A 26,939-nucleotide genomic window follows, 5' to 3' on the forward strand; every position below is an offset into this window, starting at 1 on the left:
ATGAAATCACAACCCTCTGTCTAGAGGCGTTTTCTTTGGAGTGAGAAATGAGAAAAACAAACAGAAAACAGGCTGGCTTTACGTTACTCGAAGTAATGGTGGTTGTCGTTATCTTAGGTATTTTGGCAAGCTTTGTTGTTCCTAACCTACTAGGCAACAAAGAGAAAGCGGATCAGCAGAAAGCCATTACCGATATTGTCGCGTTAGAAAATGCGCTTGATATGTACAAGTTAGACAACAGCGTTTATCCAACAACGGATCAAGGTTTGGAAGCACTAGTGACTAAACCGGGCAATCCAGAGCCGCGTAACTACCGAGATGGTGGTTATATTCGTCGTTTACCTAATGACCCGTGGGGCAATGACTATCAATATTTGAGCCCTGGTGACAAAGGCACTATTGACATCTTTACGTTAGGTGCTGATGGCCAAGAGGGTGGTGAAGGCGTAGCAGCCGATATTGGCAACTGGAACATTCAAGATTTTCAGTAATAGGTAATCAGTAGGGCGAGTTTTCGCCCTACCTTTTTCAGTGGTACGTCATGCGCTCTCTCATGCGACAACATCATCAAGGCTTCACCTTACTGGAAGTGCTCCTAGTATTGGTGTTGTTATCCATCAGTGCCGTCGCTGTCATTTCGACGTTACCTCAGCCGCAAGACGAACAAGTGAAACAACAAGCTCAGCGCTTATTTCAAAGGCTTCAGCTCTTCAATGAAGAGGCCATGTTAGCTGGAAAGGACTTTGGAATACGGGTTGATGAAGATAAAAAGCAGTATGTGTTTCTGGAGCTCCAAGCTGACGGCTGGCAAAGAGTGTCATTGAATCAGATTCCTGAAGAAACCACGCTGCCGGAAGATATGAATGTCAAACTCGATTTGAGCAATGGTGTCTGGGGTAGTGACGACCGATTGTTTGAACCCGGCACTTTGTTTGATGAAGATATGTTTGCTGACGTCGAGAAAAAGAAAAAAGTAGAAAAACCGCCACAAGTTTTTATTCTTTCGAGTGGAGAAATTACGCCTGGTGTCTTTGTTTTAGCGCCAGTAAATCGAGCGCTTAAAGCGCAGTCTTGGTATGTACAAATCCAAGATAATGGTTCGTTGCAGCTTATGGACGACAAGGACTGGAATGAAATCAAACGCTAGAGGAATGACCCTACTTGAGGTATTGATTGCCCTTGCTATCTTTGCAACGGCGGCCATTGCGATCATTCGTTCCGTGAGTCAGCATATCAATACCTTGAACTATCTAGAAGACAAAGCCTTTGCCGCAATGGTGGTGGATAATCAAATGGCCAAAGTTATGCTGGATACGTCTGCGCTTAAAGCCCAAAAAGGGAGCGAGAAATTGGCGGGACGCGAGTGGTTTTGGAGCGTCACTCCCGTAAAAACATCCGATAATTTACTTAAAGCCGTTGATGTGAGTGTTGCACTAGACAAAAAAGCCAGTCCCATCGTGACGGTGAGGAGCTACGTTGATAGGTAAGCGTTCTCAAGGCTTTACACTGATTGAAGTATTAGTGGCTATCGCCATCTTCGCCAGTCTTAGTGTTGCCGCTTATCAAGTGGTTAACCAGGTGCAGCGCAGTAACGAACTCTCACAGGAACGCAGCGCTCGTTTGCAAGAAATCCAGCGAGGGTTTGTCTATCTAGATAGTGACTTCAGGCAAATGGCGCTTAGGCAGTTTAGACACGAGGGAGAAGCACCGTTAAATCGCTTGATCTTGTGGCAGCAAAACTTATTGGAGTCTGAAGGAAAAGGGTTACTTTTTACTCGCCTAGGGTGGCTCAATCCGCAAAATCAATTTCCGCGTGGTGAAGTAGCGAAAATTGGCTACCGACTAAAACAGGGTAAACTAGAAAGAGTATGGTGGCGCTACCCTGACACGGCAGTGGGTGAGCCTCCTGTGGTACTCCCTATCTTTAGCGGCGTAGAAGACTTTGACATGCGTTTTTACAATGGGGAAACGTGGCTTAAGGAGTGGCAAGCTGACTTGTCACTGCCATTAGCTGTGGAGATTAAACTTACCTTCGAAGATTATGGCGAGATAACCAGGATTTACCTGACTCCGGCAGGTACCATCAACGCATCATCGGCACCTAATAATGGTGATGGGAATCAAGATGGCAGTGGGAATCAAGGTGGTAATAACCAAGGAGGCAACTCGTGAAGAGAGTGATGCCTAACTCCCAAAAAGGGGTTGCCTTGATTGTTATTCTGCTGCTTTTAGCCATCATGGTATCAATAGCCGCTACGATGTCGGAGCGCTTGTTTAGTCAGTTCACTCGAGCCTCGAATCAGGTTAATTATCAACAGGCCTATTGGTATGCCATTGGTGTTGAGGCCTTGGCCTCTGTTGCGATAAAAGAGAGCTACAAAGATAACAAAGACAGTATTAATCTGAATCAGCCTTGGGCTCTTGAGGAGCGCACTTATCCCCTAGATTATGGTCAAGCAACTGGCTACATTCGAGATATGCAGTCATGCTTCAATGTAAATGCTCTGGCGAATGTGACACCGAATGCTAATAGCGCCACTAAGCCATTTTTGGTGCGTTTCTTTCAGCGATTGCTGGAAGAAAGTGAAGTAGAGAATTACCAAGCCGAACAAATTGCTGATTCGACATGGGAATTTATCAATAAGGAAACGACAGTTCGCTCCGTGTCTGGAGTTGGAGACAGTTACTACGAGTCTTTGTCGCCAGCGTACGTTGCCGCTAATGGCCTAATCGCTGACAGTTCTGAGCTGAGAGCAATTAATCAGATGTCTGGTGAGGCTATGTTGAAAATTGCTCCACTAGTATGCGCGTTACCGACATCCAGTTGGCAGCTCAATGTTAATACGATTTCGGTCGAGCAAGCACCATTACTTGCTGCGTTATTTGCACCGAATTTGTCGGTGGATAATGCCAAACAGCTTATTGAAAACCGCCCCTTTGATGGGTGGTCTGGTGTGAATCAGTTTTTAGCAGAGCCACAAATGGGTGCGGTGGATGACAATACAAAGCAGCAAGGTTCTCCTTTCCTGACTGTGGACAGTGTTTACTTTGAGTTAGATGCGCAGGTAGTTGTGGACGAATCAAGACTGCGATTAAGAACCTTATTTTTTAGCCAAGATAGGCAAGATGTGACGGTAGTGCGCCGTCGATTTGGAGGATTTCGTGAGCGAGTTTTTAACCGTTCGCCTGAATAGTCAGCCGACTAGCCCTGTACATTGGGCGGTTTGGTCGACCAATCAGCAAGAAGTGATAGCGAGTGGTGTGCTAGACAGTTTAGCGCAGCTCGAAGAGATCAAGGAATACGCGCAGCAGCGTGTCACAATGCTTATGCTATGTGCACAGGATGTTCACTTCGCTCAAGTTGAGATCCCTGCAGGTGGAGCTAGGCAGTTTGAAACCATGCTGCCATTTCTTGTAGAAGATGATATTGCTCAAGATGTCGAGCAGCTTCACTTTACGATTCTTAATAAACACGCTGACAAAGCGGCAGTGTGTGCGGTTGATAAGCGCTATTTATCTGATGTGCTTGAGGCGTTTTTGCAACATGGTATTGAAGTTAAAAAGGTCGTTCCTGATGTTTTAGCTTTGTCCAAGACACAACATGTTTCTGCGATTGAAATGGATGAGCAGTGGCTGTTTCGTACCTCTGAATGGTCGGGTATGACGGTTGATAACAACTGGCTTGAAGCGGTTATTAAGTCGGATTATTTATCCTCTCGGGAGCAGCAAGATCAAGAAGAGTCTGCTGTAGTAGTCGTAGAGAGCTATTCAGAAGAGCCTACAATTGTTACTTCGTATTCTGACCATGTCTCATGGCAAACGTTGCCAGCAGAACCAGCCATGGTACTACTTTCAAGAGGAGTGGTGGATAGCGGTGTTAGTTTACTCAGTGGTGACTTTAAACCTAAAGCCTCTTTCTTAAAACATTGGAAAGTCTGGAAGAAAGTAGCTATTGCAGCCTCAATACTTATCGTTGCTCTGATTGCGGAGCAAGTGGTGCTTGTTAATCAGTATGAATCTCAAGCAGCAGCTTACCGAGCGGAAAGTGAACGTATTTTCCGAAGTGTGTTTCCAGATAAACAACGCATTCCAACAGTGAGCTATCTGAAGCGACAGATGCAAGATGAGCTAGGCCGATTAGGTGGCTCCGATATTTCCAGTGCGTCGGTACTGGAGTGGTTATCGAAATTGCCTGACACCGTGGGTCAAGTGAATGGCATGCAAGTTGAGAGTTTTACCTTTGATAGTAATCGTAATGAAGTTCGTATGAGTGTCACCAGCAAGGATTTTGAAAGTTTTGAAGCAGCAAGAATAAAACTGGAAACGCAGTTCGATGTGTCACAAGGTCCCCTTAACCGCAATGGTGAAGTGGTGATGGGTAACTTTGTGTTGAAGGCAAAATAGGGTCAATAATGAAAGGTCTACTTCTTAGCGCACAAAGCTGGTGGCTTAGCATCAGTCAAAGGGAACAGCGACTAGTATTGGCATGTTCTGTTATTGCCATTATTGGGATCATCTATTGGGGGATACTCGCCCCGTTTGCTCAGCGAACTGAGAATGCTCAAATGCGTATTCAGTCAGAGCGTCAATTGTTGTCTTGGGTGAGTGAACAAGCCGATACCATTATTGAAAAACGCCGTGCTGGCGGTGTGGTTGTCTCCAAGCAACCTTTAAATCAGGTTATCACATCGTCAACAAATCGATTTAATGTCGAGTTGATTCGTATGCAGCCTCGTAACGACCAGCTGCAAGTCTGGATCAAACCGATCCCGTTTGAGTTCTTCGTAAATTGGTTGTTTTATTTACAGGAAAACCACGGAGTGACAGTGGAAAATATGGATATTGATAAGGCGGATTTGAGTGGTGTGATAGAAGTGAACCGTCTGCAATTTAAAAGAGGTAGCTAAGTGAAACGAGTCATTAAGTACGCGTTACTTTGCACCAGTGTATTTACTGCTAGTGCTATCTATCACTTGCCTGCAAGCGTGGCATTGAGCTTCTCACCGTTGCCTCAAGGTGTGTTGATTGATAGCGTAGAAGGAACGGTTTGGCAGGGGCGAGCTCAAAATGTACGAGTTCAGAACTACCAACTAGGAGAGCTTAATTGGTCCTTCTCATGGTCGAGTTTGCTAACTCTGTCTCCAGAGTATGCCGTTAGATTTGGCCGTGGTAGTGCGCTTGGTCTCTCTGGCAAAGGGAACGTCGGTATTAGCTTCTCAGGACCTTATGTGGAGACCTTGTTAGCTTCGATACCGGCTGATACCGTTCTACAATATTCTCCTATGCCCGTGCCCGTTACGGCTGGGGGGCAGCTTGAATTGGCGATCAAATCGTTGCAATACCAATCTCCTTGGTGTGGAACGGGAGAGGGTAGTCTGTCATGGAGTGCAGGCTATATTGAAACCCCTGTCGGCAGTTTAAGCTTTGGGCCGACTATTGTAGATTTGGCATGCAAAGACAATGTGCTAACCGCGAAAGGCAGCCAATCTAGCAAGCAAGTCTCTAGTGAGTTCTCAGGGCAGCTGACGCCGAATCGACAATATCAATCCAGCGCGTGGTTTAAGCCGGAAGGCGATTTCCCTGCGACCATGCGTCAGCAATTGAGTTGGCTAGGTAGCCCTGATAGTCAAGGTCGTTACTCCTTTAATTATCAAGGACGATTCTAGGAACTAGAGACTAAGTAGTTTGTTGAGTTAACAAGTAAAAAGGAGGCTTAGCCTCCTTTTTTCATTTATTGTAGTTTCTATTTCTGAATGAGAATCTTATCCCAAGCCAGCGATTGGTCACCAATTACAATAAAGTTTGGATTTTCCAACGTCTCTCTTTGGTTGTAGGACAGTGGGCCTAATTCGGTGCTTAAGATGGCGCCGCCAGCTTCTTCGACAATGCATTGGGTTGCCGCGGTATCCCATTCACCTGTAGGGCCTAAGCGCAGGTAACAGTCCACTGCGCCTTCCGCCACTAAACACGCTTTTAATGCCGCAGAACCAAGAGGAACCAAATCATAGTTCCACGCAGAGCTCATTCTTGCTGTAACACGATTGATATTTTGGCGGCGACTAATCGCAATCGCGATGGATTGATCTTGAGTATCATGTTTGAGGACATTAATTCTTAAGCTTTCATCCATGGATGGGATTTTCCAAGCCCCTTTATTCTCGTAGGCGTAGTAAGTCACACCTGACACGGGCGCATAGACGATTCCCATAATCGGCTTATGATTGTGAACTAGTGCAATAATCGTAGCGAAATCGCCACTGCGAGCAATGAATTCTTGAGTACCATCAAGCGGGTCAACAAGCCAATAGGTATCCCATTGCGAACGTTGTTCAAGGCTAATATCTGCTGCTTCTTCAGACAGTACAGGGATATCTGGTGTTAACTGACTGAGCTTTTCAACAATCAGCTTGTGAGCTGCGAGGTCGGCGGTGGTGACTGGAGTCTCATCTTCTTTGGTAAAAGCCTCATATTGCTTGTTTTCATAGATGTCTAATATGAGCTGCCCAGCAAGGCGAGCAATGCTGATGGCGTCGGGAATGAGGTGGGAGAAATCTTTATTCAGTGCCGTCACGTTATAGTCCTAGTTCTGACTTCATTCTTAACATCAGCAGTAATGCGGTAATACTGCGCGCTTCGGAGAAATCCATATGAGACAGGAGCTCGTCTGCCTGAGCCAATGGCCATTTCACTATTTCTAAAGGCTCTGGTTCATCGCCTTCAAGCTGCTCAGGATATAGATCTTGAGCAACGAACAAGGTCATGCGACTTGAAAAATAAGACGGCGCTAAGATCACTTCTTTAAGCGGAGTTAGTTTATTTGCCCCAAAGCCGATTTCTTCTTTCAACTCTCGCACCGCTGCTTGCTCTGGTGACTCGCCAGGGTCGATAAGCCCTTTAGGAAAACCTAGCTCGTAACGCTCTGTGCCAGCGGCATACTCTCGTACCAATAAAATATCACCATGCTCTGTAATGGGAACCATCATGACCGCATTACGACCACTTGGTTTCATTCGCTCATAAGTGCGCTTGGTACCATTAGAAAACGCTAAGTCTAACGCCTCAATCTTAAATAGCCGAGATTCGGCAACGGTCTTTTGGGCTAAGATTTCAGGTCCTTTTTTGGACGGCATGGCTTATCTCCTTAGCGTTGTTCCACGTAGTTGAGTGATGTGAGCCTGTGGAACAGAAATTATTGTATTGCTTAATATATATAGGAATTGATTCATCGCCAAATAGAACCATAAAAAAACAGAGCGCAAAGGTTTCCCTTGGCGCTCTGCTCGAACTTTATGGCCGTGTGAGGCGAAAAAGTCACTTAGTAGTATGAGTGCTCGCCACGATCATGCTCGGTCATATCTCTAACCGCTGTGAGTTCACCAGAGAATTCTTGAAGAAGCTGTTTTTCAATACCTTCTTTCAGGGTCACGTCAACCATTGAGCAACCGTTACAACCACCACCAAACTGAACGATAGCAATGCCGTCTTCGGTAATTTCCATCAGACTAACGTGGCCACCGTGACCAGCAAGCTGTGGGTTTACTTGAGTTTGGATCGCATACTCGACACGTTCCATCAATGGCGCATCGTCAGAAACTTTGCGCATTTTCGCGTTTGGTGCTTTTAACGTAAGCTGCGAACCCATTTTGTCAGTGACGAAGTCGATCTCAGCATCTTCAAGGAAGGGTAGAGATAGCTCATCAACATAAGCGGATAGGACTTCGTATTTAAATTCGGTGTCGTTTGACTCAATCGCTTCTGGTGGGCAATAAGACACACCGCATTCAGCGTTTTGAGTGCCTGGGTTAACGACAAAAACACGGATGTTCGTACCCTCTGGCTGTTGAGCCAGTAGTTTGGCAAAGTGGCTCTGCGCACTTTCTGTAATAGTAATTGGATTTGACACGACGAATACCTGAGTATAGTTGTAGGTTATTACCGCTATTCTACTCCTGTCGTGAGTAGATGCCAAAATTATTTGTCTGTATTGTGTGCAACTTGAGGTTGCAGTGGTTTACCAACTCATTTTGGCGTGCGGCACAAGCAGTAAATATCGATTTTTTCGACCCCTACATCAAGCAATAATTCGCTTAAATGTCTGACAGTTGCGCCAGTTGTGACCACATCATCAATTATCGCAACGTGACTTGCTTTCGGTCGCTGACGTAATGAAAACGCTTGTCGAACATTACGCAGTCGTGCGGTTTTATCTAAGGTTTTTTGCATTGGGGATCGAGCGTGTTTGAGAAATACATCGGGCATGAGTTGAGTTTGAGGAGCGGACTTGGCTATCTCGTTAGCGAGCACTTCACTAAGGTTAAATCCCCTTAATAGATATTGATGCCAGCTCATTGGTACCGTGACCACCATGGGAGCGGGGTGAAGAATCAAATCGCTGAGCATTTGAGCTAAAGGAGGAAGTAGCCAATAGCGTTTCTGCCGCTTTATCTGCTGGATGAGCGTTGAAAGTGGGTATTGGTAGTCACCCAAACAGTACATTTGATGCCATGGAGGCGGTGATTTTAGGCACTGGCCACACTTATCGGCCTGTGTCTCTAACTGTAAACCGCAGCAACGGCAGCGTTTAATGTGTAACGCCATTTGTCGATGACAATGTGGGCACCATAAATGGTGCCCCATGGTTGAGTCGATACGCAAACCACATAGATGACACAGCGAGGGTATTGGAAGTGACAGTTTCATTGGTCTAATTTGACGTTTGAGAATATCTGTTTAGCATGAAGCAAAACAACCCCAACATAGTATGAATTCGGTAGGAGATAACGTGAGCTCAGCATCAAAAGTACATTGGCATTCTGAAGGTCAGGGACCCGATATCGTTTTGCTTCATGGTTGGGGCATGAATGGCGCGGTATGGTCAAAGTGCAGTGCCGAACTGGCTCAGTCTTTCACCGTGCATAGCGTTGATTTACCCGGTTATGGTTTCAGTCATGATGTTGAGTATCAGTCCCTTGAGCAGTTTTGTGAGTTGTTACTGGCGGATGCTCCCGACAAGGCCATTTGGTTGGGGTGGTCTTTAGGCGGGTTGGTGGCGACTCATATAGCTCATTATTATCCGCAAAGAATCTCGCAGTTAGTGACGTTAGCAAGCTCGCCCAAGTTCTCTGAAGGTGAACAGTGGCGCGGGATTAAAAAGGATGTATTGGCTGCGTTTACTGAACAGCTAACAGAAAATTTCAAGCTAACCATTGAACGATTTATGGCACTGCAAGCCATGGGCAGCCCAAGCGCTCGTCAAGATGTGAAACAACTAAAAGAAGCGGTGTTATCACGGCCTATGCCTTCTCAAAAAGCATTGATGCTGGGGCTGAATTGGTTGGATTCCCTCGATCTGCGCCAACAGTTGGGAGAACTATCGATGCCAGTTCACCGTTGGTATGGTCGATTAGATGGTTTAGTGCCAGTGCGCGTTGCAAAACAGCTAGATGGACTCACATCCGGTCATCAATCACATGTATTTAAGGATTCTTCGCACGCTCCGTTTATTACCGAGCAAAGCAGTTTTATCGATAAGGTACAGGCGTTAGTTCGCTGATATTTGCAGGATTTTTACACAAAATCGGTAAAGCTTTATGCATTTTGTCCGATACTGTATTGAGATGATTGACGATAATTCAATCAGCGAAAGATAAGGCTAAGTGTAGAGGTATTGGCTGTAATCACTCATTACAGAGGAGAGTGACCATGATCGTGTCACCCAACAGTGTAAGTGCCCCGGTTATTGCACCGTCCGTGAATCCGCAGACAGAGCAAGTGGCTCGTGACAATAAAGTGAGAGAGCCGATCATTGCTCCCGTGGAACTGGCGAGAACCAATGCTGAACGACGCATCAACGAAGATGAAAAGCGCCGTAAGCGCAGCGCCTGGGATCCTGCTGAGCACCCTGAGTATGAAACGGAAGAAGAGGATTCTCAGCCGCATAATCCGGTAGAAAATTGGTTTCGGTTATTGTCGCTTAATACCTATAGTCATTCGCAAGGGAAAGGCTATGCCATGCGCTTTCGTTTGCCGAAGAAAATAGTTGATGCAGCGATACTCGAAGGGAAGATGGCCAAACGTCGCACCGTGATTCGTTATCATTACGGCCATGCAGTAGCGCCTAATACACCATCTGATATTCTTGCGGTTACTTAATTGAACGGTTCGATATGACGTGAATCAAAAAGAGCACCCTAAGGTGCTCTTTTGTTATTGATAGAAACTACTTTTTCGCCTTGGCAAACGCCGCTGCGAATGCGCCGCCCATAGCGCTATTACCGGATTCCTGACGAGGTTTGTGTTGACGTTGTCCGCCTCGAGGCTCTCTCGGCTTTTGAGATGAGCTGCGGCTAGTTCTGTTATCTTGTCCCGGTTCATCGTTTAAACGCATAGAAAGGCCGATGCGCTTACGGGCCGCATCCACTTCCATCACCTTAACTTTAACGATATCACCTGCTTTAACTACTTCGCGAGGGTCGGCGACAAACTTATCCGTTAGGGCCGAAATATGTACCAATCCATCCTGATGCACACCAATATCCACAAAGGCACCAAAGTTAGCGACGTTAGACACCACACCTTCTAGCACCATACCCGGTTCTAAATCGGAGATCTTGTTGACCCCTTCGGCAAAGGTTGCGGTCTTAAACTCAGGTCGAGGGTCACGGCCTGGCTTATCCAGTTCGCGGATAATATCAGTGACGGTTGGCAAACCAAATGTCTCGTCGGTGTAATCAATGGCGTTAATGGACTTCAAAAAGCTGCTATCACCGATAATCGTTTGCACTTTACGGCCAGTTTTCTCAGCAATTGTTTTGACCACTGGATACGCTTCAGGGTGTACCGAAGATGCATCAAGAGGGTTTTTGCCATTCATAATGCGAAGGAAACCTGCGCACTGCTCAAAAGCTTTAGGACCTAAACGGGCGACTTTCTTCAAGGTTGTACGGGCTTCGAAGCGGCCATTTTCATCACGATAGTCGACAATGTTTTGCGCCAGTGTTGATGAAAGTCCTGCCACTCGAGTGAGTAGCGCAGCTGAGGCCGTATTTACATCAACCCCAACTGCGTTTACGCAATCTTCGACGACGGCATCTAGGCGTTTAGCCAGCATGGTTTGACTTACATCGTGCTGATATTGACCAACACCAATAGACTTAGGGTCGATTTTCACGAGTTCAGCCAGTGGGTCTTGCAGTCGGCGTGCAATAGAGACGGCACCACGTAGTGACACGTCCATATTGGGGAACTCTTTGGCAGCAAGTTCAGAGGCTGAGTACACTGAAGCACCAGCTTCGCTGACGATAATTTTCTGAACTTTAAGATTACCACGTTTAATCACATCGGCAGCAAAGCTGTCTGTCTCACGTGAGGCAGTACCGTTACCAATCGCGATTAGGTCGACATTGTATTGACGCACTAACTGCTCAATGACCTGTGCTGACTTATCGTACTGCTTTTGCGGTGGATGAGGGTAGATCGTCTCTGTTGTTAACACTTTTCCTGTAGTGTCGACGACGGCAACTTTACAGCCTGTTCTCAAACCAGGGTCTAGACCTAGGGTTGCTCTTGGACCAGCTGGGGCGGCCATCAGAAGGTCTTTCAAGTTTGTGGCGAACACGGTAATGGCATCGACTTCAGAGCGTTCTTTGAGCGCGCCCATCAGTTCGGTTTCCATGTGCATTGATACTTTGATGCGCCATGCCCAACTGATGACTTGTTTGCGCCAAGCATCCGCCGGCGCTTGGCTTAGATGAACACCATAATGTTCTGCAATGATGGTTTCACAGTGAGACTCTCGCGCGTTTTCCTGATTAGCTGGATCGGCGTTGAGGGATAATTGCAAGAAGCCTTCATTGCGACCACGAAGCATGGCCAGTGCACGGTGCGACGGAACTTTGCTGATGGCTTCATCGTGTTCAAAATAGTCTTTGAACTTCTCGCCTTCGTGTTCCTTGCCTTGGATCACACGAGCACTAAGTTCCGCGTTACGATTTAGGTAGTGACGAATTTTCTCTAATAGGTCGGCATCTTCAGCGATTCGTTCCATGATTATAGCGCGTGCACCATCAAGAGCGGCTTTGCTATCTGCGACACCTTTTGACTCATCAACGTACTGTTGGGAAGCGTCTTCCGGAGTATGACTTGGTTGATTCCAAAGCAGATCCGCAAGTGGCTCTAGTCCTGCTTCAATGGCAATCTGCCCTTTAGTCCGACGTTTTGGCTTATATGGTAGATACAGATCTTCAAGACGTGTTTTGTTGTCGGCGTTTTCGATTTCAGCGCGTAATTCGGCACTGAGTTTGCCCTGCTCATCAATGGATTTCAGAATTGTCTGACGTCTTTCGTCCAATTCTCTCAGATAACTAAGGCGAGAATCCAAAGTACGTAATTGGGTATCGTCAAGCCCGCCTGTTACCTCTTTTCGGTAACGTGCAATAAAGGGTACGGTGTTGCCGTCATCAATCAAAGTGACAGCAGCTTCAACTTGCTTAGTGCTGACGCTCAGCTCTTTAGCAATCAGTTGACAGATAGCTTGGCTCATCCGTGTATTCTCTTGTTGTGTGTTAGGGAAAGGACGGTCCTTTCTTCGATATCTATAGGATATAAGGGCTTGAGCTAAGTTTTGCAATTGCTCGGTTATTTTTCTCTATCACTTAGCCGTGAAACACCTCAGTAATTTGCTAATTTATTGATAATCGCGTGGATATTCCGTTAATTTTCTGTAAAGTTAAAGATAGTTGGCAATGAATTACAGTGGCCGTTGTCTCAAGACAAACGGGGTATTAAAAGTCGGTCAATGAATGGATGTATTAAAATGAATAGAACAGCAACTAAGTTGGCGTTAATTCTCGCCTCTATGACCAGTGGGTGGGCTATGGCTGCACCAGATCTCTCTACTACTCAAGCACCTGTACTTTCTATCGAAGATAAACTCGTCTTAGGTCGCGTTGAGAGTGTGTACTATCAAGACATTAAAGCACTTGAAGGTATCCCTTTTGTTGGCAAGATTGACACCGGTGCTGACACCACGTCGATGCACGCTGAAGATATCCATGTCACCAGTGACAACCCAAAGTACCAAGGGTTAACTGATGAGAAGCTGTTGCAGACCATCGTAGATGAGTACGGCGGCTCTGCCAGTGACTGGTGGTTAGAAGAATTTGATAATGAAGAACGAAACTTCGGTGGGATGGTGACTTTTACGCTCCGTCACCCTTACACAGGAGAGAAAATCACTATGGAGCGACCTTTGACGCGCACCAGTGTGATTCGTAGCCGAACCAGTGCGACACCTATCTATCGCCCTGTGATTACCCTGCCGCTGACAATTGCAGGTAAAACAGTAGAAACCGAAGTGAACTTAACTGATCGAAGTGGTTTTAGTGCCCCTATCTTAATTGGTAAAACGTTCTTAGCTGACAACGCTTGGGTCATGGCGGGTTACGACTATTTGCAAGAACAGAAAGACGCTCAAGTTATTGGCCGTCGTGAGTCGGGTGAAGTTGATGGTGTGCCCGTCGATGTGAGCCTATCTTTGCAAAATAACTACAGCATTCTTAATGCGCAGAATATCGAAGTAAATAAAAAAGATAACAGCGTGAGTTTTGACTTGGCGGGTAAAGAAAACGCGAAAAAGCGCGTGACGTATCCACTGGTGAAAATGCTCTCTGTCAGTGGCAATGAATACCCAGTTATTTTTGTGCCGTTCAAAGGTGGTAAAGACTTTGAGCAGACGATTCAGGTTTATTTAAAAGATCGCTCTAAATACAGTACTCAGCTTCGGTTAGGCTTAGATACACTTAGTAAAAATTTTATTGTCGATACGGGTGCCAAAGATAAGCTGGACAAGAAGAAGCAAAGCTTTGAGTCTCGCATGAAGAATAAACCGCTGGTGGTTTCACCTGTGGAAAGTCTGATTCTTGATGGCTACCAGTTAAACGCTGAACCTTCTTTTGCGGTTAGCACGCCACTATTAAAAGTCGCTAGCTTTGAAATGATTGAAGCTAAAGGTCGTGACAAAGTCGAGTACTACTTATCGAACGACCAAGGTAACGAAGAAAAAATCCGCAAGACCATTCTTCGTAAAATTAAAGTGGGTGACACAGTGCGTCCGGTTGTCGACGGGGAGTTCATCGTTGGCGATAGAGAAGTGACGGTTGAATTTGCGTTGGAAGCTCTGGATAGTGATGAAGGTGAAGAGCCTTATTTCATCATTGGTAAGAAAGCGACGAAAGCTGGTGTATTGGTGAATACTCGAAGCGAAAATCTGCTGGATGCCTACCCCATCTTCACCGCAGGTCATATTGAGAATGCAACGGTAGAAGGTTTACAGTTCCCTGTGAAGCTTGATACCGGCGCTGATGTTAGCTCAATGAATGCGTTGGATATTAAACAGTTCAAGAAAGACGGTAAAGACATGGTGACCTTCACTTATGCCAATGATATGGGGATGAAACAAGAATTCACCCGTGAAGTGGTGGATGTGATGCGCATTAAAGCGAAGGCGGGTGAGAAAGCCAATGTACGCCCAGTGGTTGAAATGCGAGTGAAACTTGGCGATGTCGAGAAGACGGTCCGAGTCAACTTACAAGACCGCTCTCGTTTCCACTACAGTATGATTTTAGGGAAAAACTTCCTTAAGTATGGCGTGGTGGTCAGTAGTGATGAGAACTTCCTATTAGGAAATGATATTGGCAGTCACTAACTCAAACGTAAGCCAATAAAAAACGGCAGCGTCTAGGCGCTGCCGTTTTATTTTTTAGCGATTATTGCTGTTCATCTTTTTTGATGTCGGCATCGGGCTTCTTTTCTGACTCTGAGCTGTTGTCGACTTCTTCGTGGTCTTCCTCATCAGACCCATCGATCATACTGTGCTTCTCTTTCCAGTGTTCCCAACGCTGGTAAGCCAGTTCTTGCATGTCTGTGGTTTTGTCTGCTTCGTCGACGATCTCTTGGCCTAGTAAGTGCTCAAAAATATCTTCTAGCGTAATAATGCCTTGAATTGTGCCATATTCATCCACAATCATTGCAATCTGTAGGCGTGCAGCCATCATTTGCTCAAATGCCTTAGGCAACATAATCGTGTTAAACAGCACGTGGATAGGGCGCATTACAGAGCCCAACTGCTTTTCACCACTGCCTTGTTGCTGCAACTTGAACAATTCCAGACGGTGTACAAACCCGAGGATATTGTCTTTTTGTTGGCTATAGACCAGCGGACGAGAGAAAGGTGTCTCTTTATGCTGGTCCAAGAATTCATTGATGGTCATTTCAGCTGCAATGCGGAAAACCACCGGGCGCGGTGTCATGACTTGCGTTACCGGAATATCTTGAATATTAAGAATATTGTTCAAGATATTGGATTCACCCTCAGCAAACTCACCACTTTCTTTTGCCAACATCGCCATCGCAGACAGCTCATCACGCATTTTTGGCGCTTCATGGCCACGAGCCAGACGCTTAGTGATCTGCTCGGAGAACCAAACAAATGGAGTTAGTGCCCACACCATCCAACGCAAAATCGTGGCTGCTGTAGGAGCAAGCTGACGCCAATAGGTTGCACCAATGGTTTTCGGGACGATTTCTGACAACACTAAAATACCTAATGTCAGTACCGCTGAGAAAACGCCTAGCCATTGACTACCAAACACTTTAGCAGCTTGTGCACCTGCCGTTGCCGCGCCGATGGTGTGTGCGATGGTGTTAAGCGTCAAAATAGAAGCCAATGGTCGATCGAGTTCAGCTTTAAGCTTGCTAAGCTTGTTTGCTGCAGGATGCTCTTGTTGTCGAAGCTGGGCTAGGTAGCTTGGTGTAATACTAAGTAACACCGCTTCAAGCACAGAACAGATAAAAGAAACACCGATAGCGATCGCTATGTAAACCGTTAAAAGAAACATTCATTTCCTAATATGTGCACACATCAACCTAACTTTGCTGCAAATGAGCCTGTGCATTGTTGGTGAGTGCTTAAAAAACAGTAGCCGCGCAATAGATTTATCAGGCTTATTAATTGTACGGCAGTGCATTTATGGGACTTTATGCAATAAATTACAAGGTTTCAAACTCAATCTTCGCGTAACAAATTGTGAGTTATTGCTCATAAAACGGTTAAATCTCGGTCATAAGTGAGAAAGATCGGCTACAAACCTTTGCCAGATGGGGGCTTTATGATTTAGAGTGGGCTCTAACTCGATAACATGAAGAAGGGAAACCTAATGAACAAGACCCAATTAATCGACTTTATCGCTGAGAAAGCAGACCTATCTAAAGCACAAGCTAAAGCAGCGCTTGAAGCGACGCTTTCAGGTGTTTCTGAAGCGCTAACTGAAGGTGACCAAGTTCAACTAATTGGTTTTGGTACGTTCAAAGTAAACCACCGTGCAGCACGCACTGGTCGTAATCCAAAAACTGGTGAAGAAATCCAAATCGCTGCAGCGAACGTTCCAGCTTTCGTAGCTGGTAAAGCGCTAAAAGACGCAGTTAAATAATTTCTACAGCACCGATGAGTTTTCATCGGTGCTGTTTTCCTTCCCCTGCGGTTGATCGATAAACGTGTTAGCCGATGTAATGCGCTTATCCATCAATCTCTCTCCAATACTCTGAATTGAAGTGAACGCCTTGTCATTCACGCTGTCCTACTGTAAGTAGAAGCTGTTGTTTGCCTACGTTGCTTTTGTTTGAGGTTATAGACATCAATGAAGAAAATTCTGTTGGTATCACTATTAGTCGCAACGATCGCTGGTTGCTCCTCTTCTCCTTCACCATCTCTGAATCAGTATTCGGAATACACAGGTGGTCAAACGTTAGGGGATGCAACGAGCTTGTATTGGTATACTGAGCGACTGACAAAACCGTTCAGCGCTGCTGACTATGTCAATATGAATGACTATGGTTGGTATAAGTCCAATTATCGTTGGAGCGGTGACACATTACGTGAATTTGTGCGAGAAGGGGTGCAGAATGAGCTGGAGTCAGGTTCAGTCAATTACCGTATTCACGTTCGTTTCAATAAAGATGGCGAAGCTATCTACCAACAATACCGTCGTAATGGCAAAGTACTACCCATCAAACGCGCTCAACTAGAAAACTACCAGCGTGAAGCAGATCTGCTTGTAGAAAGAGTAAAAGAGCAGGACAGTGATGGTTTAGAACTTATTCAAGGTCATTGGGATGGAAAATCGCTGGAAACCTGTAGCGGCATTGAATTTAACAATATTAAGTTTGAACAAAGTTTGCCAGACTTTGTTGTGCAACGTTTGGCTGAAGTGGAAAGCTATGTTGCGTTTTTAGGTAGCACTCGATTGAGTGGAGCAAAAGTAGAGCAATTGCTGATGCTCTCTGATGGTTCGACCGATTGCATTAAGCGTCCAGTGCTAGCCACTGAATAACCAGCACAACGTGACCAGACAGCAGGATAAAATAAAGGCGCTCTATTGAGCGCCTTATTGCTATTTAGCTATAGAACGAAGGTTACTCGCCTTGCTCGCGTGCAATGGCACGATAACCGATGTCATTGCGGTGGAACATGCCGTCCCAGCTGATCTTTTTAGTCAGCTCATAAGCGCGCGCTTGAGCTTCAGATACAGTGTTGCCTAGGGCTGTCGCACATAGTACGCGACCACCGTTAGTCACAACGTTGCCGTCTTTGTCTGCCGTACCAGCGTGGAATACTTTCTCGCCTTCCACTTCTGTCGTTGGTAGACCAGAGATAACATCACCTTTGTTGTAAGACGCTGGGTAGCCACCGGCTGCTAGAACGATACCGATAGAGGCACGTGGATCCCACTTAGACTCAACTTGGTCTAGCTTCTTGTCGATTGCAGCTTGGCAAAGCTTAACCATGTCTGATTGCATACGCATCATGATAGGTTGTGTTTCTGGGTCACCGAAGCGGCAGTTGTATTCGATAACTTTAGGTGTGCCGTCTTTGTCGATCATTAGACCCGCGTATAGGAAACCTGTGTATGGGTTACCTTCAGAAGCCATACCGCGAACCGTTGGATAGATAACTTCTTCCATGATGCGGTTGTGGATTTCTTGAGTAACCACTGGAGCAGGAGAGTATGCACCCATACCGCCAGTGTTAGGACCGGTGTCCTTATCACCAACACGTTTGTGGTCTTGGCTCGTTGCCATTGGCAATACGTTTTCGCCATCAACCATCACGATGAAGCTCGCCTCTTCGCCGTCTAGGAACTCTTCAATAACCACGCGGCTACCAGCGTCGCCAAACGCGTTGCCAGCTAGCATGTCTTTGATTGCCTCTTCCGCTTCTTCAAGCGTCATCGCAACGATAACACCTTTGCCTGCGGCAAGACCGTCAGCTTTAACAACGATTGGTGCGCCTTGCTCACGAACGTAAGCCAGTGCAGGCTCAATTTCAGTGAAGTTAGCGTAAGCACCCGTTGGGATAGCGTGACGAGCTAAGAAGTCTTTAGTGAACGCTTTTGAGCCTTCTAGCTGAGCTGCTGCTTGAGTAGGACCAAAGATCGCAAGACCTGCTTCTTGGAATGCATCAACAACACCAATCACAAGCGGTGCTTCAGGGCCAACAATCGTTAGCTCGATGCTTTTCTCTTTTGCAAATGCAACCAGACCTTGAATGTCTTCAACATCAATTGCAACGTTTTCTAGCTTAGGCTCAAGCGCAGAGCCTGCGTTACCTGGTGCTACGAAAACAGTTTCAACATTTGGATTCTGAGCCACTTTCCAACCCAGAGCGTGCTCACGACCACCAGCACCAATAATTAGAACGTTCATTTAATAATCCTTTCAAAATTTGGATTACTCTAAGCAGTTGGTGTTGCAGCGCTAACGTGGCTACCGCACCAAATGCGGCGAGTAATTAGTGACGGAAGTGGCGCATGCCTGTGAAGATCATCGCCATGCCATGCTCATCAGCGGCTGCGATAACTTCGTCATCACGCATAGAGCCACCTGGTTGGATAACGCACTTGATGCCAGCTTCTGCTGCAGCGTCAATGCCATCACGGAACGGGAAGAACGCATCTGATGCCATTACACAGCCTTCAACCTGTAGACCTTCGTCAGCAGCTTTGATACCAGCAATTTTTGCAGAGTACACGCGACTCATTTGACCAGCACCTACACCGATAGTCATGTCGCCTTTCGAATAAACGATCGCATTTGATTTCACGTACTTAGCAACTTTCCAGCAGAATAGTGCATCTTTCAGCTCTTCTTCGGTCGGTTGACGCTTAGAAACTACTTTAAGGTCATCAAGTGATACCATGCCTTGGTCACGGTCTTGAACTAGAAGACCACCGTTAACGCGTTTAACGTCAAAACCAGTTGTCTTAGTTGTCCACTCGCCACACTCTAGTAGGCGAACGTTTTTCTTCGCTGCAACCACTTCTACTGCTTCAGCTGAAACAGAAGGAGCGATAATCACTTCAACAAATTGACGCTCAACAATTGCTTTCGCTGTTTCTGCATCTAGTTCTTGGTTGAACGCGATGATGCCGCCAAACGCTGACGTTGGGTCAGTTTTGTATGCACGGTCATACGCTTCTAGGATGTCTTTACCTAGCGCAACACCACATGGGTTCGCGTGCTTAACGATAACGCAAGCAGGTTCTGCAAACTCTTTCACACACTCAAGTGCAGCGTCAGTGTCGGCGATGTTGTTGTAAGACAGGGCTTTACCTTGGATTTGGCGAGCGGTAGATACAGAGGCTTCTTCTGGGTTTGCTTCTACGTAGAATGCCGCGTCTTGGTGGCTGTTCTCACCGTAGCGCATGTCTTGCTTCTTCACGAACTGTTGGTTAAACGTGCGTGGGAATTTAGACTCTTCGTCACCTTCTTTGTTTTCACCGTAAGATGGAACCATAGTGCCGAAGTAGTTAGCGATCATGCCGTCGTAAGATGCCGTGTGCTCGAACGCTGCGATAGCGAGGTCGAAACGTGTCTCTAGGGTAAGAGACTTGTCGTTTGCGTCCATTTCAGCAATAACGCGGTCGTAGTCGTGTGCGTTAACAACGATAGTCACGTCTTTGTGGTTTTTCGCAGCAGAGCGAACCATAGTTGGACCACCAATATCGATGTTCTCAACGGCGTCTTCTAGTGTGCAGCCTTCTTTAGCAACCGTCTCTGCGAATGGATAAAGGTTAACGACAACCATATCGATAGGGTTGATACCGTGTGTCTCCATAACTGCATCGTCTTGACCACGACGACCTAGGACACCACCATGAACTTTAGGGTGCAGAGTCTTGACGCGACCATCCATCATTTCAGGGAAGCCTGTGTAGTCAGATACTTCAGTTACTGCGATGCCTTTCTCTGCAAGTAGGCGAGCTGTACCACCTGTTGATAAGATATCAACACCACGTTGTGCTAGCGCTTCGGCAAACTCAACAATACCAGTTTTGTCAGATACGCTGATAAGAGCGCGGCGAATTGGACGAGCGTTATTCATGCTTCTGTCTTCCTCAAAATCACGGAGTTAACGTTGCTGTATGTAGGTGTTTATACCTACAGCATAAAGATAGTTGCCAAAATAGCGTGGCTTGCACCATCATAGGGACAGGTCACTAATACTTTGGTAATTATCCTTGGACAAAAAAGCATCATTTGTATCGATGGCGCGTATTCTAACCAATCTATTACAAAAAAGCTCGCGCAATCGTTTGGCATCGCAAAAAAAAGTGCAAAAAAAAAGGATTATAGGCCAGTTTTGTAACAAAGAGGTTAATTTAAACGGTTATGTTTCAGATAGGTGAGTTAGCAAAACGCTGCAAAGTCACAGCGGATACGTTGCGATTTTATGAGAAAAACCAACTTATCGCGCCCGCAGGGCGCAGTGAATCCGGATATCGTCTTTATAATGAAGAGAGCCAAAAGCAAGTCAGCTTTATTTTAAAAGCCAAAGAGCTTGGTTTAAGCCTGGACGAAATCAAAGAACTGCTAGGCATTAAACTTGAAGCTACCGAGCATAGCTGTGCAGAGGTGAAAGCTATCACCTCTGCCAAACTTAGCATCATCGATGAGAAAATAGCGGAGCTAACACGTATTCGGACCGCGTTGAAAAAAATCAATGACGCGTGTTGTGGGCATGGCCATGATGCCAGTCATTGCTCTATATTAGCGGCGTTGGAATAACCACACCTCATAGGCATCCGCGAGGCGACCAACCTTAGTTTGCACCTTTGATCATCGGCATTGTATAGGTGAAAACTCTCAAGACCTCTATAATCGCGCCTTTCCACCGTCATCCGCTGGTAGCGTGGGGCTATAAAGTGCGGGGACGTGTATGTGAGAGACGAAAATTCATATGGTAGAGGTCTATTTTCAAATCAACGACTGGGTTCTCAGTGTTGATGAAAATAAGCTGTATCGACAAGATAGGGAAGTCTCTGTTGAACCACGCTTAATCAATCTATTACATTTCTTAGCCGAACACTCTGGCCAAGTCTACTGTCGCGACGAACTGATTCGTTACGTTTGGGACGGCGCCATTGTCACTGATCAGGTTGTGACTCAATCTGTCTTTGAACTGCGAAAAATCCTCCGAGATGGTCGTGAAGAGAATCTCCATTATGTCGTAACGGTGCCAAAACGTGGCTACAAACTGGTGGCTGCTGTAACACCGATGACGCCGGAGCAATTTCTTCAATATCGAGCTTCCTCTGTTACCCCAGCAAGCTCGGAGACATCGACGTTACACTCTCAAGTCGATCCAATAGTTGTGGTGAGTGACACCGACGCTCAGGAAGCGATCGCCTTTCCGGCAGCGCCATTGACTCGAGCTCTGTACCAGAAGCAGAAGGCAACGCGAAGTAAAAAGCCCAAACGACTGTTAAGTCCTTGGCGTTTAGGGGTGATCAACGCAATTTGGGTTGGTATTTTGGTGGCCGCGATTGGCATTTTTACCTACCAGCAGTCGGAGGTGAGCATAACTCAGGTTATCGATACGCACCTTATCGAGTTTGAATTTCAAGATGGTATCCGCAGTTTGGGACGCAGCTATGAACTGGCGGATGGTTTTGCTCAAAAGTTGATGTCAGATATTACTCAAGTCAGTGGCTATCGGGTGATGTTGCATAAAACGGCATTCAAAACGGGAATTGTCCCCGGTAAAACTGTACTGGTAAGAGTAGATGAAGACGATGGCCGCGACTTTCTTGAATTGGAATATCGAGATAACTCCTCCGAAAAAGTGCTGTTTAGCCGTCAATATGCCTTAGCCGACAAGCATTTGAAATCTGTACTCAAACAAAGCTCCTTAGATTTGATGCGAGTGCTTAATGTAGCCAATGCTGAGCAACGTGCGGTGACCATGATGGCTGGAGTACCTAGTGACCCTGAAGCACTAGGGTTATTTATTCGTGCTAACCATTATTTGAATATGTCTGATGTTAGGCAGTTCCAATATGGCATTGATTTGTTGGAAAAGGTGGTAGAACAGGAACCTGATAACGCCTATGTACAGTCTGAGCTGTTGGCCGCCTATTATGTTAGAGGTGCTTTAGACGATACCAGCCCTTTAGCCCAAGAGAAGTTAGGCAAACTCACTGGTGCACTGAAACAATACCTTGCGACATCGAATGGACCGATACAACCGCGAATTTATGAGGCACTGTCTTTACATGAAACCATGGTGGGAGACCAAGAGCAGGCTGTCGCTTACCTGAACCAAGCGCTTCAACTTCGTGATTCTGTATTGGCTTATATCATTAAAGGTAAGCACGCTGAGTTATCAGGGGATGTGGACAGTGCAAGTGAGGCCTACAGTGAAGCCTTTTATATTGATACTTCCGTGGAAACCTACCTGCTGTGTGAAAATCTGATTTTTTATAGCAATCTAAAACAGATTGATCACGCCATGTATCGTGCGGTTCATCCTTCTGTTGTGCGACTTATCTAATTTTTGCTCAACGTGTAGAGAATCAGTAGCACACTCATACTCAAATACTCGCCCTCCCTATTGGAGGGCGTTTTTGTATCTGGTATAGGGCTATCTTGATATCAGGAAAGCACGTTTTTGGTGATAAAGGCTTCACCTTGATATTTTTAGATTGGTTTAGCTTAGTAGTTTATGTCTTTTATCTTATTGTTTTTAAATGGTTTAATTTTTAGTTGGATAAGGTTTATATCAAGGTTGAACGTTTCTAGCTAATGGTTTTATTGATAACTTCAGATTGATTTATTTGCTTGAAATTGGGCGTAACCTGCATCTCGAAAATTCACGAGGTGTTGCTTAACCTTCTTAAGGTGACATCTCGAATCGGCTTCAGTTTGAACGTATGGCGTTCAAGTAGAACTAATTTGGAGATGTTATGTCATCGAATACAAAGAAAATCGGCCTCATTGCCTGTACTGGTGTTGTGGCGGGTAACATGATGGGCAGTGGTATTGCGTTATTACCATCGAGTCTGGCGGCTGTGGGTTCCATTTCACTCTATAGCTGGGTGATATGCATTGTTGGCGCGTTGAGTCTTGCATTTGTGTTTGCACGCTTGGCAACGAAGAACCCTCAAGAGGGTGGACCTATCGCATATGCCGGTGAAATTTCGCCTGTGTTTGGCTTCCAAACCGGTGTGCTCTATTACCACGCAAACTGGATCGGTAATTTGGCGATTGCAATTACTGGTGTTTCTTATCTTTCGGTATTTTTCCCAGTCTTAAACAACCCGATTCCCGCCGGCATTGCGACGATTGCCTCGGTCTGGGTATTTACCATGGTGAACTTGCTCGGTGGTAGTTGGGTCAGTCGCTTATGTACTTTGGGGCTTGTGCTTATCCTCATCCCTGTGCTTGGTACCGCGTTATTTGGTTGGACGCACTTTGAACCTGCGTTGTACAGCCAAAACTGGAATGTCTCTGCAGGCAGTGATAGTCACGCTGTTATCGCGGCGGTACTGATTTGTTTATGGTCTTTTGTCGGTGTCGAATCGGCAGCTGTGTCCTCCGGTATGGTGGATAACCCAAAACGTACTGTTCCACTAGCAACCATGTTAGGGACTGCTATTGCTGGTGTGATTTACATTGTGTCGACTCAAATGATCAGCGGTATGTTCCCTGCTTCTGAAGTCGCTGCATCTGGTGCACCGTTTGCACTAGCAACCACAGAGATCTTTGGTCACTGGACTGCGCCTTTCGTTGCCGCTTTCACTGCACTAGCGTGTTTTACTTCTCTAGGTTCTTGGATGATGCTGGTGGGTGAAGCAGGTAAACGTGCGGCGAATGACGGCAACTTCCCGAAAATTTATGGTGAAGTCGATAAAAATGGCGTTCCTAGAAAAGGTCTCATTTTAGCTTCCATCAAAATGACAGCGTTAATGTGTGTATTGATGGTGTTCAGTTCAAAAACTGCTCATGCGGCAGACCTATTTAATCAACTGACTACCGATGCCGTATTGCTCACTATGCTGCCTTACTTCTACTCCAGCATTAACTTGATTCGTTTTGAAGGTATGACGACTCGCAATGGTTTCGTGATGTTCTTCTCTGGTATCGCGTGCTTGTTCTGCATGGTGGCACTAGCTGGAGCAGAAGGAACAACATTAACAGCCACCTTCATCATGTCACTCATCATCTTGATGTTCTATAGCAAAAAAGCGGGTTTAGCTCAGTACATGGAGCAACACCCTAACGAACTGTCTTCGCAGCAAGCGAGTCACTAATTCTTCGCTGGTGCGAAGTGCACCAGCCCACTTATTCCTAGGCGCTCTATTTACTCACTGTCTTTAGCAGGGAGCGCCCTCATTCACCTTGGAGATGTCCAAATGAATATTTTCGCAATCCTTAATCACATGGGTGTGTTCTTCAAAGAAGAGCCAGTTCGTCAACTGCATGCTGCGCTAGAAAAAGCAGGCTATGACGTAGTTTACCCAGTTGACGACAAAGACCTTATTAAACTGATTGAAATGAATCCCCGCGTCTGTGGTGTACTGTTTGACTGGGATAAATACTCTCTCAATCTATGTGAGCGTATCAGCGCAGTAAATGAAAAGCTGCCAGTACACGCATTTGCTAATGACCAATCTACGTTGGATATTTCACTGACTGATCTGCGTTTAAATGTCAGTTTCTTTGAGTACGCTTTAGGTATGGCGGACGATATTGTCATCAAAGTGAACCAAGCAACGGAAGCGTACAAAAACGCTATCATGCCGCCATTCACTAAAGCGTTATTTAAATATGTCGAAGAAGGAAAATATACTTTCTGTACTCCAGGGCATATGGGAGGAACTGCATTCCAAAAAAGCCCTGCGGGAAGTATTTTCTACGACTTCTATGGTCCAAATACTTTCAAGGCCGATGTCTCTATCTCCATGCCTGAACTAGGGTCGTTGCTTGACCATTCCGGTCCGCACAAAGAAGCGGAAGAGTATATTGCGAGAACATTTAACGCGGATAGTTCTTACATTGTGACTAATGGTACATCGACATCGAACAAAATCGTCGGTATGTATTCAGCGCCAGCGGGCAGCACTGTGCTGGTGGACCGTAACTGTCATAAGTCATTAACTCATTTAATGATGATGAGCGACGTGACGCCGATTTACTTCCGTCCAACTCGTAATGCTTACGGTATCCTTGGGGGGATTCCTCAACGCGAGTTCAGCCGTGAGGTTATTGCTGACAAAGTGGCGAACACAGAAGGGGCTAGCGCACCGACTTATGCGGTAGTCACTAACTCAACGTATGATGGTCTACTTTACAATACCCAGTTCATCAAAGAGTCTTTGGATTGTAAGCACATTCATTTTGACAGTGCTTGGGTGCCTTACACTAACTTCAATGCTATTTATGATGGCAAGTGTGGCATGAGCGGTGAAGCAATGCCGGGTAAAGTGTTCTATGAGACACAATCGACTCACAAATTGTTGGCAGCCTTCTCTCAAGCTTCCATGATTCATATTAAAGGTGAATTCGATAAAGCCTCTTTCAATGAAGCATTTATGATGCACACTTCAACCTCACCACAATACGGCATTGTCGCCTCAACAGAAACGGCAGCGGCAATGATGCGTGGTAATACTGGTCGTAAGTTGATGCAAGACTCTATCGATCGAGCGATTCGTTTCCGTAAAGAGATCAAACGTCTTAGAGGTGAGAGTGAAGGCTGGTTCTTCGATGTATGGCAGCCTGACCACATCGACACAACAGAATGCTGGAAATTGGACCCTAAAGAGACATGGCATGGATTTAAAGATCTAGATGATGACCACATGTACTTAGATCCAATCAAGATCACCCTATTGACTCCGGGTATGAGTAAGTCTGGTGAGATGGAATCAACCGGTATTCCGGCTTCTTTGGTTGCTAAATATCTTGATGAACGCGGTATCGTGGTGGAGAAAACAGGCCCATACAACTTGTTGTTCTTGTTCTCCATTGGTATCGATAAATCAAAAGCAATGCAACTGCTGCGCGGTTTAACCGAGTTTAAACGCGGTTTCGACCTTAACCTAACCGTACGTACTATGTTGCCGTCACTATACCAAGAAGATCCTCATTTCTATGAAGGCAAACGCATCCAAGATGTGGCTCAGGGTATTCATGATCTAACAATGAAATACCAATTACCAGAATTGATGTACAAAGCATTCGATGTTCTGCCTGAAATGAAAGTCACCCCACATACCGCTTGGCAACAAGAGCTACGTGGTCAAATTGAGGAGATCAACTTAAAAGAGATGGTGGGTCGTGTCAGTGCCAATATGATCTTGCCTTATCCTCCAGGTGTGCCACTTGTGTTACCAGGTGAAATGGTGACTGATAGTTCACGTCCTGTGTTGGATTTCTTGGAAATGCTGTGTGAAATCGGCGCGCATTACCCTGGCTTTGAGACTGATATTCACGGTGTGTATCGTCAGAAAGATGGCAGTTATACCGTTAAAGTCTTGAAAGGCGAGTGAATAGATTGATGAAGGCATCTGATGTCGCTTTGCATGCTCCATCTCGATGAACTC

At 45.9% G+C, this 26,939-nt stretch carries 25 protein-coding genes; 17 read left to right on the forward strand and 8 right to left on the reverse strand.

Annotation, left to right across the window (positions count from 1 at the left end; all coding sequences use genetic code 11):
• Window positions 1–47 precede the first annotated feature (47 nt).
• Genes gspG through AWH66_RS04160 form a run of 8 tightly spaced genes read left to right on the forward strand, consistent with a single transcriptional unit; the run spans window position 48 to window position 5,666 of the window.
• A complete protein-coding gene (gene gspG, locus AWH66_RS04125) occupies window positions 48–491 on the forward strand; it encodes a type II secretion system major pseudopilin GspG (protein WP_063604257.1) in 444 nt (147 codons plus the stop codon).
• Window positions 492–541: 50 nt separating this feature from the next.
• Window positions 542–1,147, forward strand: coding sequence for a type II secretion system minor pseudopilin GspH (gspH, locus tag AWH66_RS04130; protein ID WP_063604258.1), 606 nt, complete (start codon window positions 542–544; stop codon window positions 1,145–1,147).
• The gene (gene gspI, locus AWH66_RS04135; protein WP_063604259.1) at window positions 1,095–1,487 is read left to right on the forward strand and encodes a type II secretion system minor pseudopilin GspI; all 393 of its coding nucleotides are present in this window, start codon (window positions 1,095–1,097) and stop codon (window positions 1,485–1,487) included. The genes gspH and gspI overlap by 53 nt, the downstream gene beginning before the upstream one ends.
• Window positions 1,477–2,172 carry a type II secretion system minor pseudopilin GspJ gene (gspJ, locus tag AWH66_RS04140; RefSeq protein ID WP_063604260.1) on the forward strand — a complete coding sequence of 232 codons (696 nt, stop codon included), beginning with the start codon at window positions 1,477–1,479 and terminating at the stop codon, window positions 2,170–2,172. The genes gspI and gspJ overlap by 11 nt, the downstream gene beginning before the upstream one ends.
• Window positions 2,173–2,180: 8 nt before the next feature.
• Entirely contained in the window at window positions 2,181–3,194 is a 1,014-nt protein-coding gene (gene gspK, locus AWH66_RS04145) for a type II secretion system minor pseudopilin GspK (protein ID WP_038222770.1), read from the forward strand.
• Window positions 3,163–4,404 carry a type II secretion system protein GspL gene (gene gspL / locus AWH66_RS04150; RefSeq protein WP_063604261.1) on the forward strand — a complete coding sequence of 414 codons (1,242 nt, stop codon included), beginning with the start codon at window positions 3,163–3,165 and terminating at the stop codon, window positions 4,402–4,404. The genes gspK and gspL overlap by 32 nt, the downstream gene beginning before the upstream one ends.
• Before the next feature lie 8 nt (window positions 4,405–4,412).
• Complete coding sequence (locus AWH66_RS04155; RefSeq protein WP_063604262.1) at window positions 4,413–4,907, forward strand: type II secretion system protein M; 495 nt, start codon at window positions 4,413–4,415, stop codon at window positions 4,905–4,907.
• Entirely contained in the window at window positions 4,908–5,666 is a 759-nt protein-coding gene (locus AWH66_RS04160) for a type II secretion system protein N (protein ID WP_063604263.1), read from the forward strand. It abuts the gene before it with no gap.
• A 77-nt stretch (window positions 5,667–5,743) separates the two neighbouring features.
• On the opposite strand, the gene cysQ is transcribed toward AWH66_RS04160, so the two are convergent.
• The 4 genes from cysQ to AWH66_RS04180 all read right to left on the reverse strand — a co-directional run bounded on the left by cysQ (window position 5,744) and on the right by AWH66_RS04180 (window position 8,700).
• Window positions 5,744–6,562, reverse strand: coding sequence for a 3'(2'),5'-bisphosphate nucleotidase CysQ (cysQ, locus tag AWH66_RS04165; protein ID WP_063604355.1), 819 nt, complete (start codon window positions 6,560–6,562; stop codon window positions 5,744–5,746).
• 10 nt (window positions 6,563–6,572) lie between these two features.
• Window positions 6,573–7,130, reverse strand: coding sequence for an ADP compounds hydrolase NudE (gene nudE / locus AWH66_RS04170; RefSeq protein ID WP_063604264.1), 558 nt, complete (start codon window positions 7,128–7,130; stop codon window positions 6,573–6,575).
• Between the two features lie 185 nt (window positions 7,131–7,315).
• Window positions 7,316–7,903, reverse strand: a complete 588-nt coding sequence (gene nfuA, locus AWH66_RS04175; RefSeq protein WP_063604265.1) for a Fe-S biogenesis protein NfuA — start codon at window positions 7,901–7,903, stop codon at window positions 7,316–7,318.
• 116 nt (window positions 7,904–8,019) lie between these two features.
• Window positions 8,020–8,700: a ComF family protein gene (locus AWH66_RS04180; protein WP_240495596.1), complete on the reverse strand. Its 681-nt coding sequence runs from the start codon at window positions 8,698–8,700 to the stop codon at window positions 8,020–8,022.
• A 61-nt stretch (window positions 8,701–8,761) separates the two neighbouring features.
• Between AWH66_RS04180 and bioH the strand changes: the two genes are divergently transcribed.
• Window positions 8,762–9,553, forward strand: a complete 792-nt coding sequence (gene bioH, locus AWH66_RS04185; RefSeq protein WP_063604267.1) for a pimeloyl-ACP methyl ester esterase BioH — start codon at window positions 8,762–8,764, stop codon at window positions 9,551–9,553.
• A 149-nt stretch (window positions 9,554–9,702) separates the two neighbouring features.
• Window positions 9,703–10,152, forward strand: a complete 450-nt coding sequence (locus tag AWH66_RS04190; RefSeq protein ID WP_063604268.1) for a hypothetical protein — start codon at window positions 9,703–9,705, stop codon at window positions 10,150–10,152.
• Between the two features lie 67 nt (window positions 10,153–10,219).
• On the opposite strand, the gene AWH66_RS04195 is transcribed toward AWH66_RS04190, so the two are convergent.
• Entirely contained in the window at window positions 10,220–12,541 is a 2,322-nt protein-coding gene (locus tag AWH66_RS04195) for a Tex family protein (protein WP_063604269.1), read from the reverse strand.
• A gap of 273 nt (window positions 12,542–12,814) precedes the next feature.
• On the opposite strand from AWH66_RS04195, the gene AWH66_RS04200 reads away from it, so the two are divergent.
• On the forward strand, window positions 12,815–14,704 hold the full coding sequence (locus tag AWH66_RS04200) for a putative ATP-dependent zinc protease (protein WP_063604270.1): 1,890 nt from the start codon (window positions 12,815–12,817) through the stop codon (window positions 14,702–14,704).
• Window positions 14,705–14,765: 61 nt separating this feature from the next.
• Here the strand turns inward: AWH66_RS04200 and AWH66_RS04205 are convergent, their stop codons facing one another.
• A complete protein-coding gene (locus AWH66_RS04205; protein ID WP_063604271.1) occupies window positions 14,766–15,896 on the reverse strand; it encodes a CNNM domain-containing protein in 1,131 nt (376 codons plus the stop codon).
• A 318-nt stretch (window positions 15,897–16,214) separates the two neighbouring features.
• On the opposite strand from AWH66_RS04205, the gene hupA reads away from it, so the two are divergent.
• Window positions 16,215–16,487, forward strand: coding sequence for a nucleoid-associated protein HU-alpha (gene hupA, locus AWH66_RS04210; RefSeq protein WP_006073404.1), 273 nt, complete (start codon window positions 16,215–16,217; stop codon window positions 16,485–16,487).
• 207 nt (window positions 16,488–16,694) lie between these two features.
• On the forward strand, window positions 16,695–17,387 hold the full coding sequence (locus AWH66_RS04215; protein WP_063604272.1) for a DUF1481 domain-containing protein: 693 nt from the start codon (window positions 16,695–16,697) through the stop codon (window positions 17,385–17,387).
• An 82-nt stretch (window positions 17,388–17,469) separates the two neighbouring features.
• Here the strand turns inward: AWH66_RS04215 and purD are convergent, their stop codons facing one another.
• Complete coding sequence (gene purD / locus AWH66_RS04220) at window positions 17,470–18,759, reverse strand: phosphoribosylamine--glycine ligase (protein ID WP_063604273.1); 1,290 nt, start codon at window positions 18,757–18,759, stop codon at window positions 17,470–17,472.
• A gap of 85 nt (window positions 18,760–18,844) precedes the next feature.
• The gene (gene purH, locus AWH66_RS04225) at window positions 18,845–20,437 is read right to left on the reverse strand and encodes a bifunctional phosphoribosylaminoimidazolecarboxamide formyltransferase/IMP cyclohydrolase (protein WP_063604274.1); all 1,593 of its coding nucleotides are present in this window, start codon (window positions 20,435–20,437) and stop codon (window positions 18,845–18,847) included.
• A 287-nt stretch (window positions 20,438–20,724) separates the two neighbouring features.
• Here purH and zntR point away from each other — a divergent pair, with 287 nt between their 5' ends.
• From zntR to AWH66_RS04245, 4 genes are all read left to right on the forward strand, one after another.
• Window positions 20,725–21,120, forward strand: coding sequence for a Zn(2+)-responsive transcriptional regulator (gene zntR, locus AWH66_RS04230; protein ID WP_006073412.1), 396 nt, complete (start codon window positions 20,725–20,727; stop codon window positions 21,118–21,120).
• Window positions 21,121–21,292: 172 nt separating this feature from the next.
• Window positions 21,293–22,885 carry a lysine decarboxylation/transport transcriptional activator CadC gene (gene cadC, locus AWH66_RS04235; RefSeq protein ID WP_063604275.1) on the forward strand — a complete coding sequence of 531 codons (1,593 nt, stop codon included), beginning with the start codon at window positions 21,293–21,295 and terminating at the stop codon, window positions 22,883–22,885.
• Between the two features lie 412 nt (window positions 22,886–23,297).
• On the forward strand, window positions 23,298–24,644 hold the full coding sequence (gene cadB / locus AWH66_RS04240) for a cadaverine/lysine antiporter (protein WP_062461656.1): 1,347 nt from the start codon (window positions 23,298–23,300) through the stop codon (window positions 24,642–24,644).
• A gap of 102 nt (window positions 24,645–24,746) precedes the next feature.
• A complete protein-coding gene (locus tag AWH66_RS04245; protein ID WP_063604276.1) occupies window positions 24,747–26,885 on the forward strand; it encodes a lysine decarboxylase CadA in 2,139 nt (712 codons plus the stop codon).
• Window positions 26,886–26,939: the final 54 nt, after the last annotated feature.

This window comes from Vibrio barjaei (assembly GCF_001639065.2).
Taxonomy (GTDB): Bacteria; Pseudomonadota; Gammaproteobacteria; order Enterobacterales; family Vibrionaceae; genus Vibrio; species Vibrio barjaei.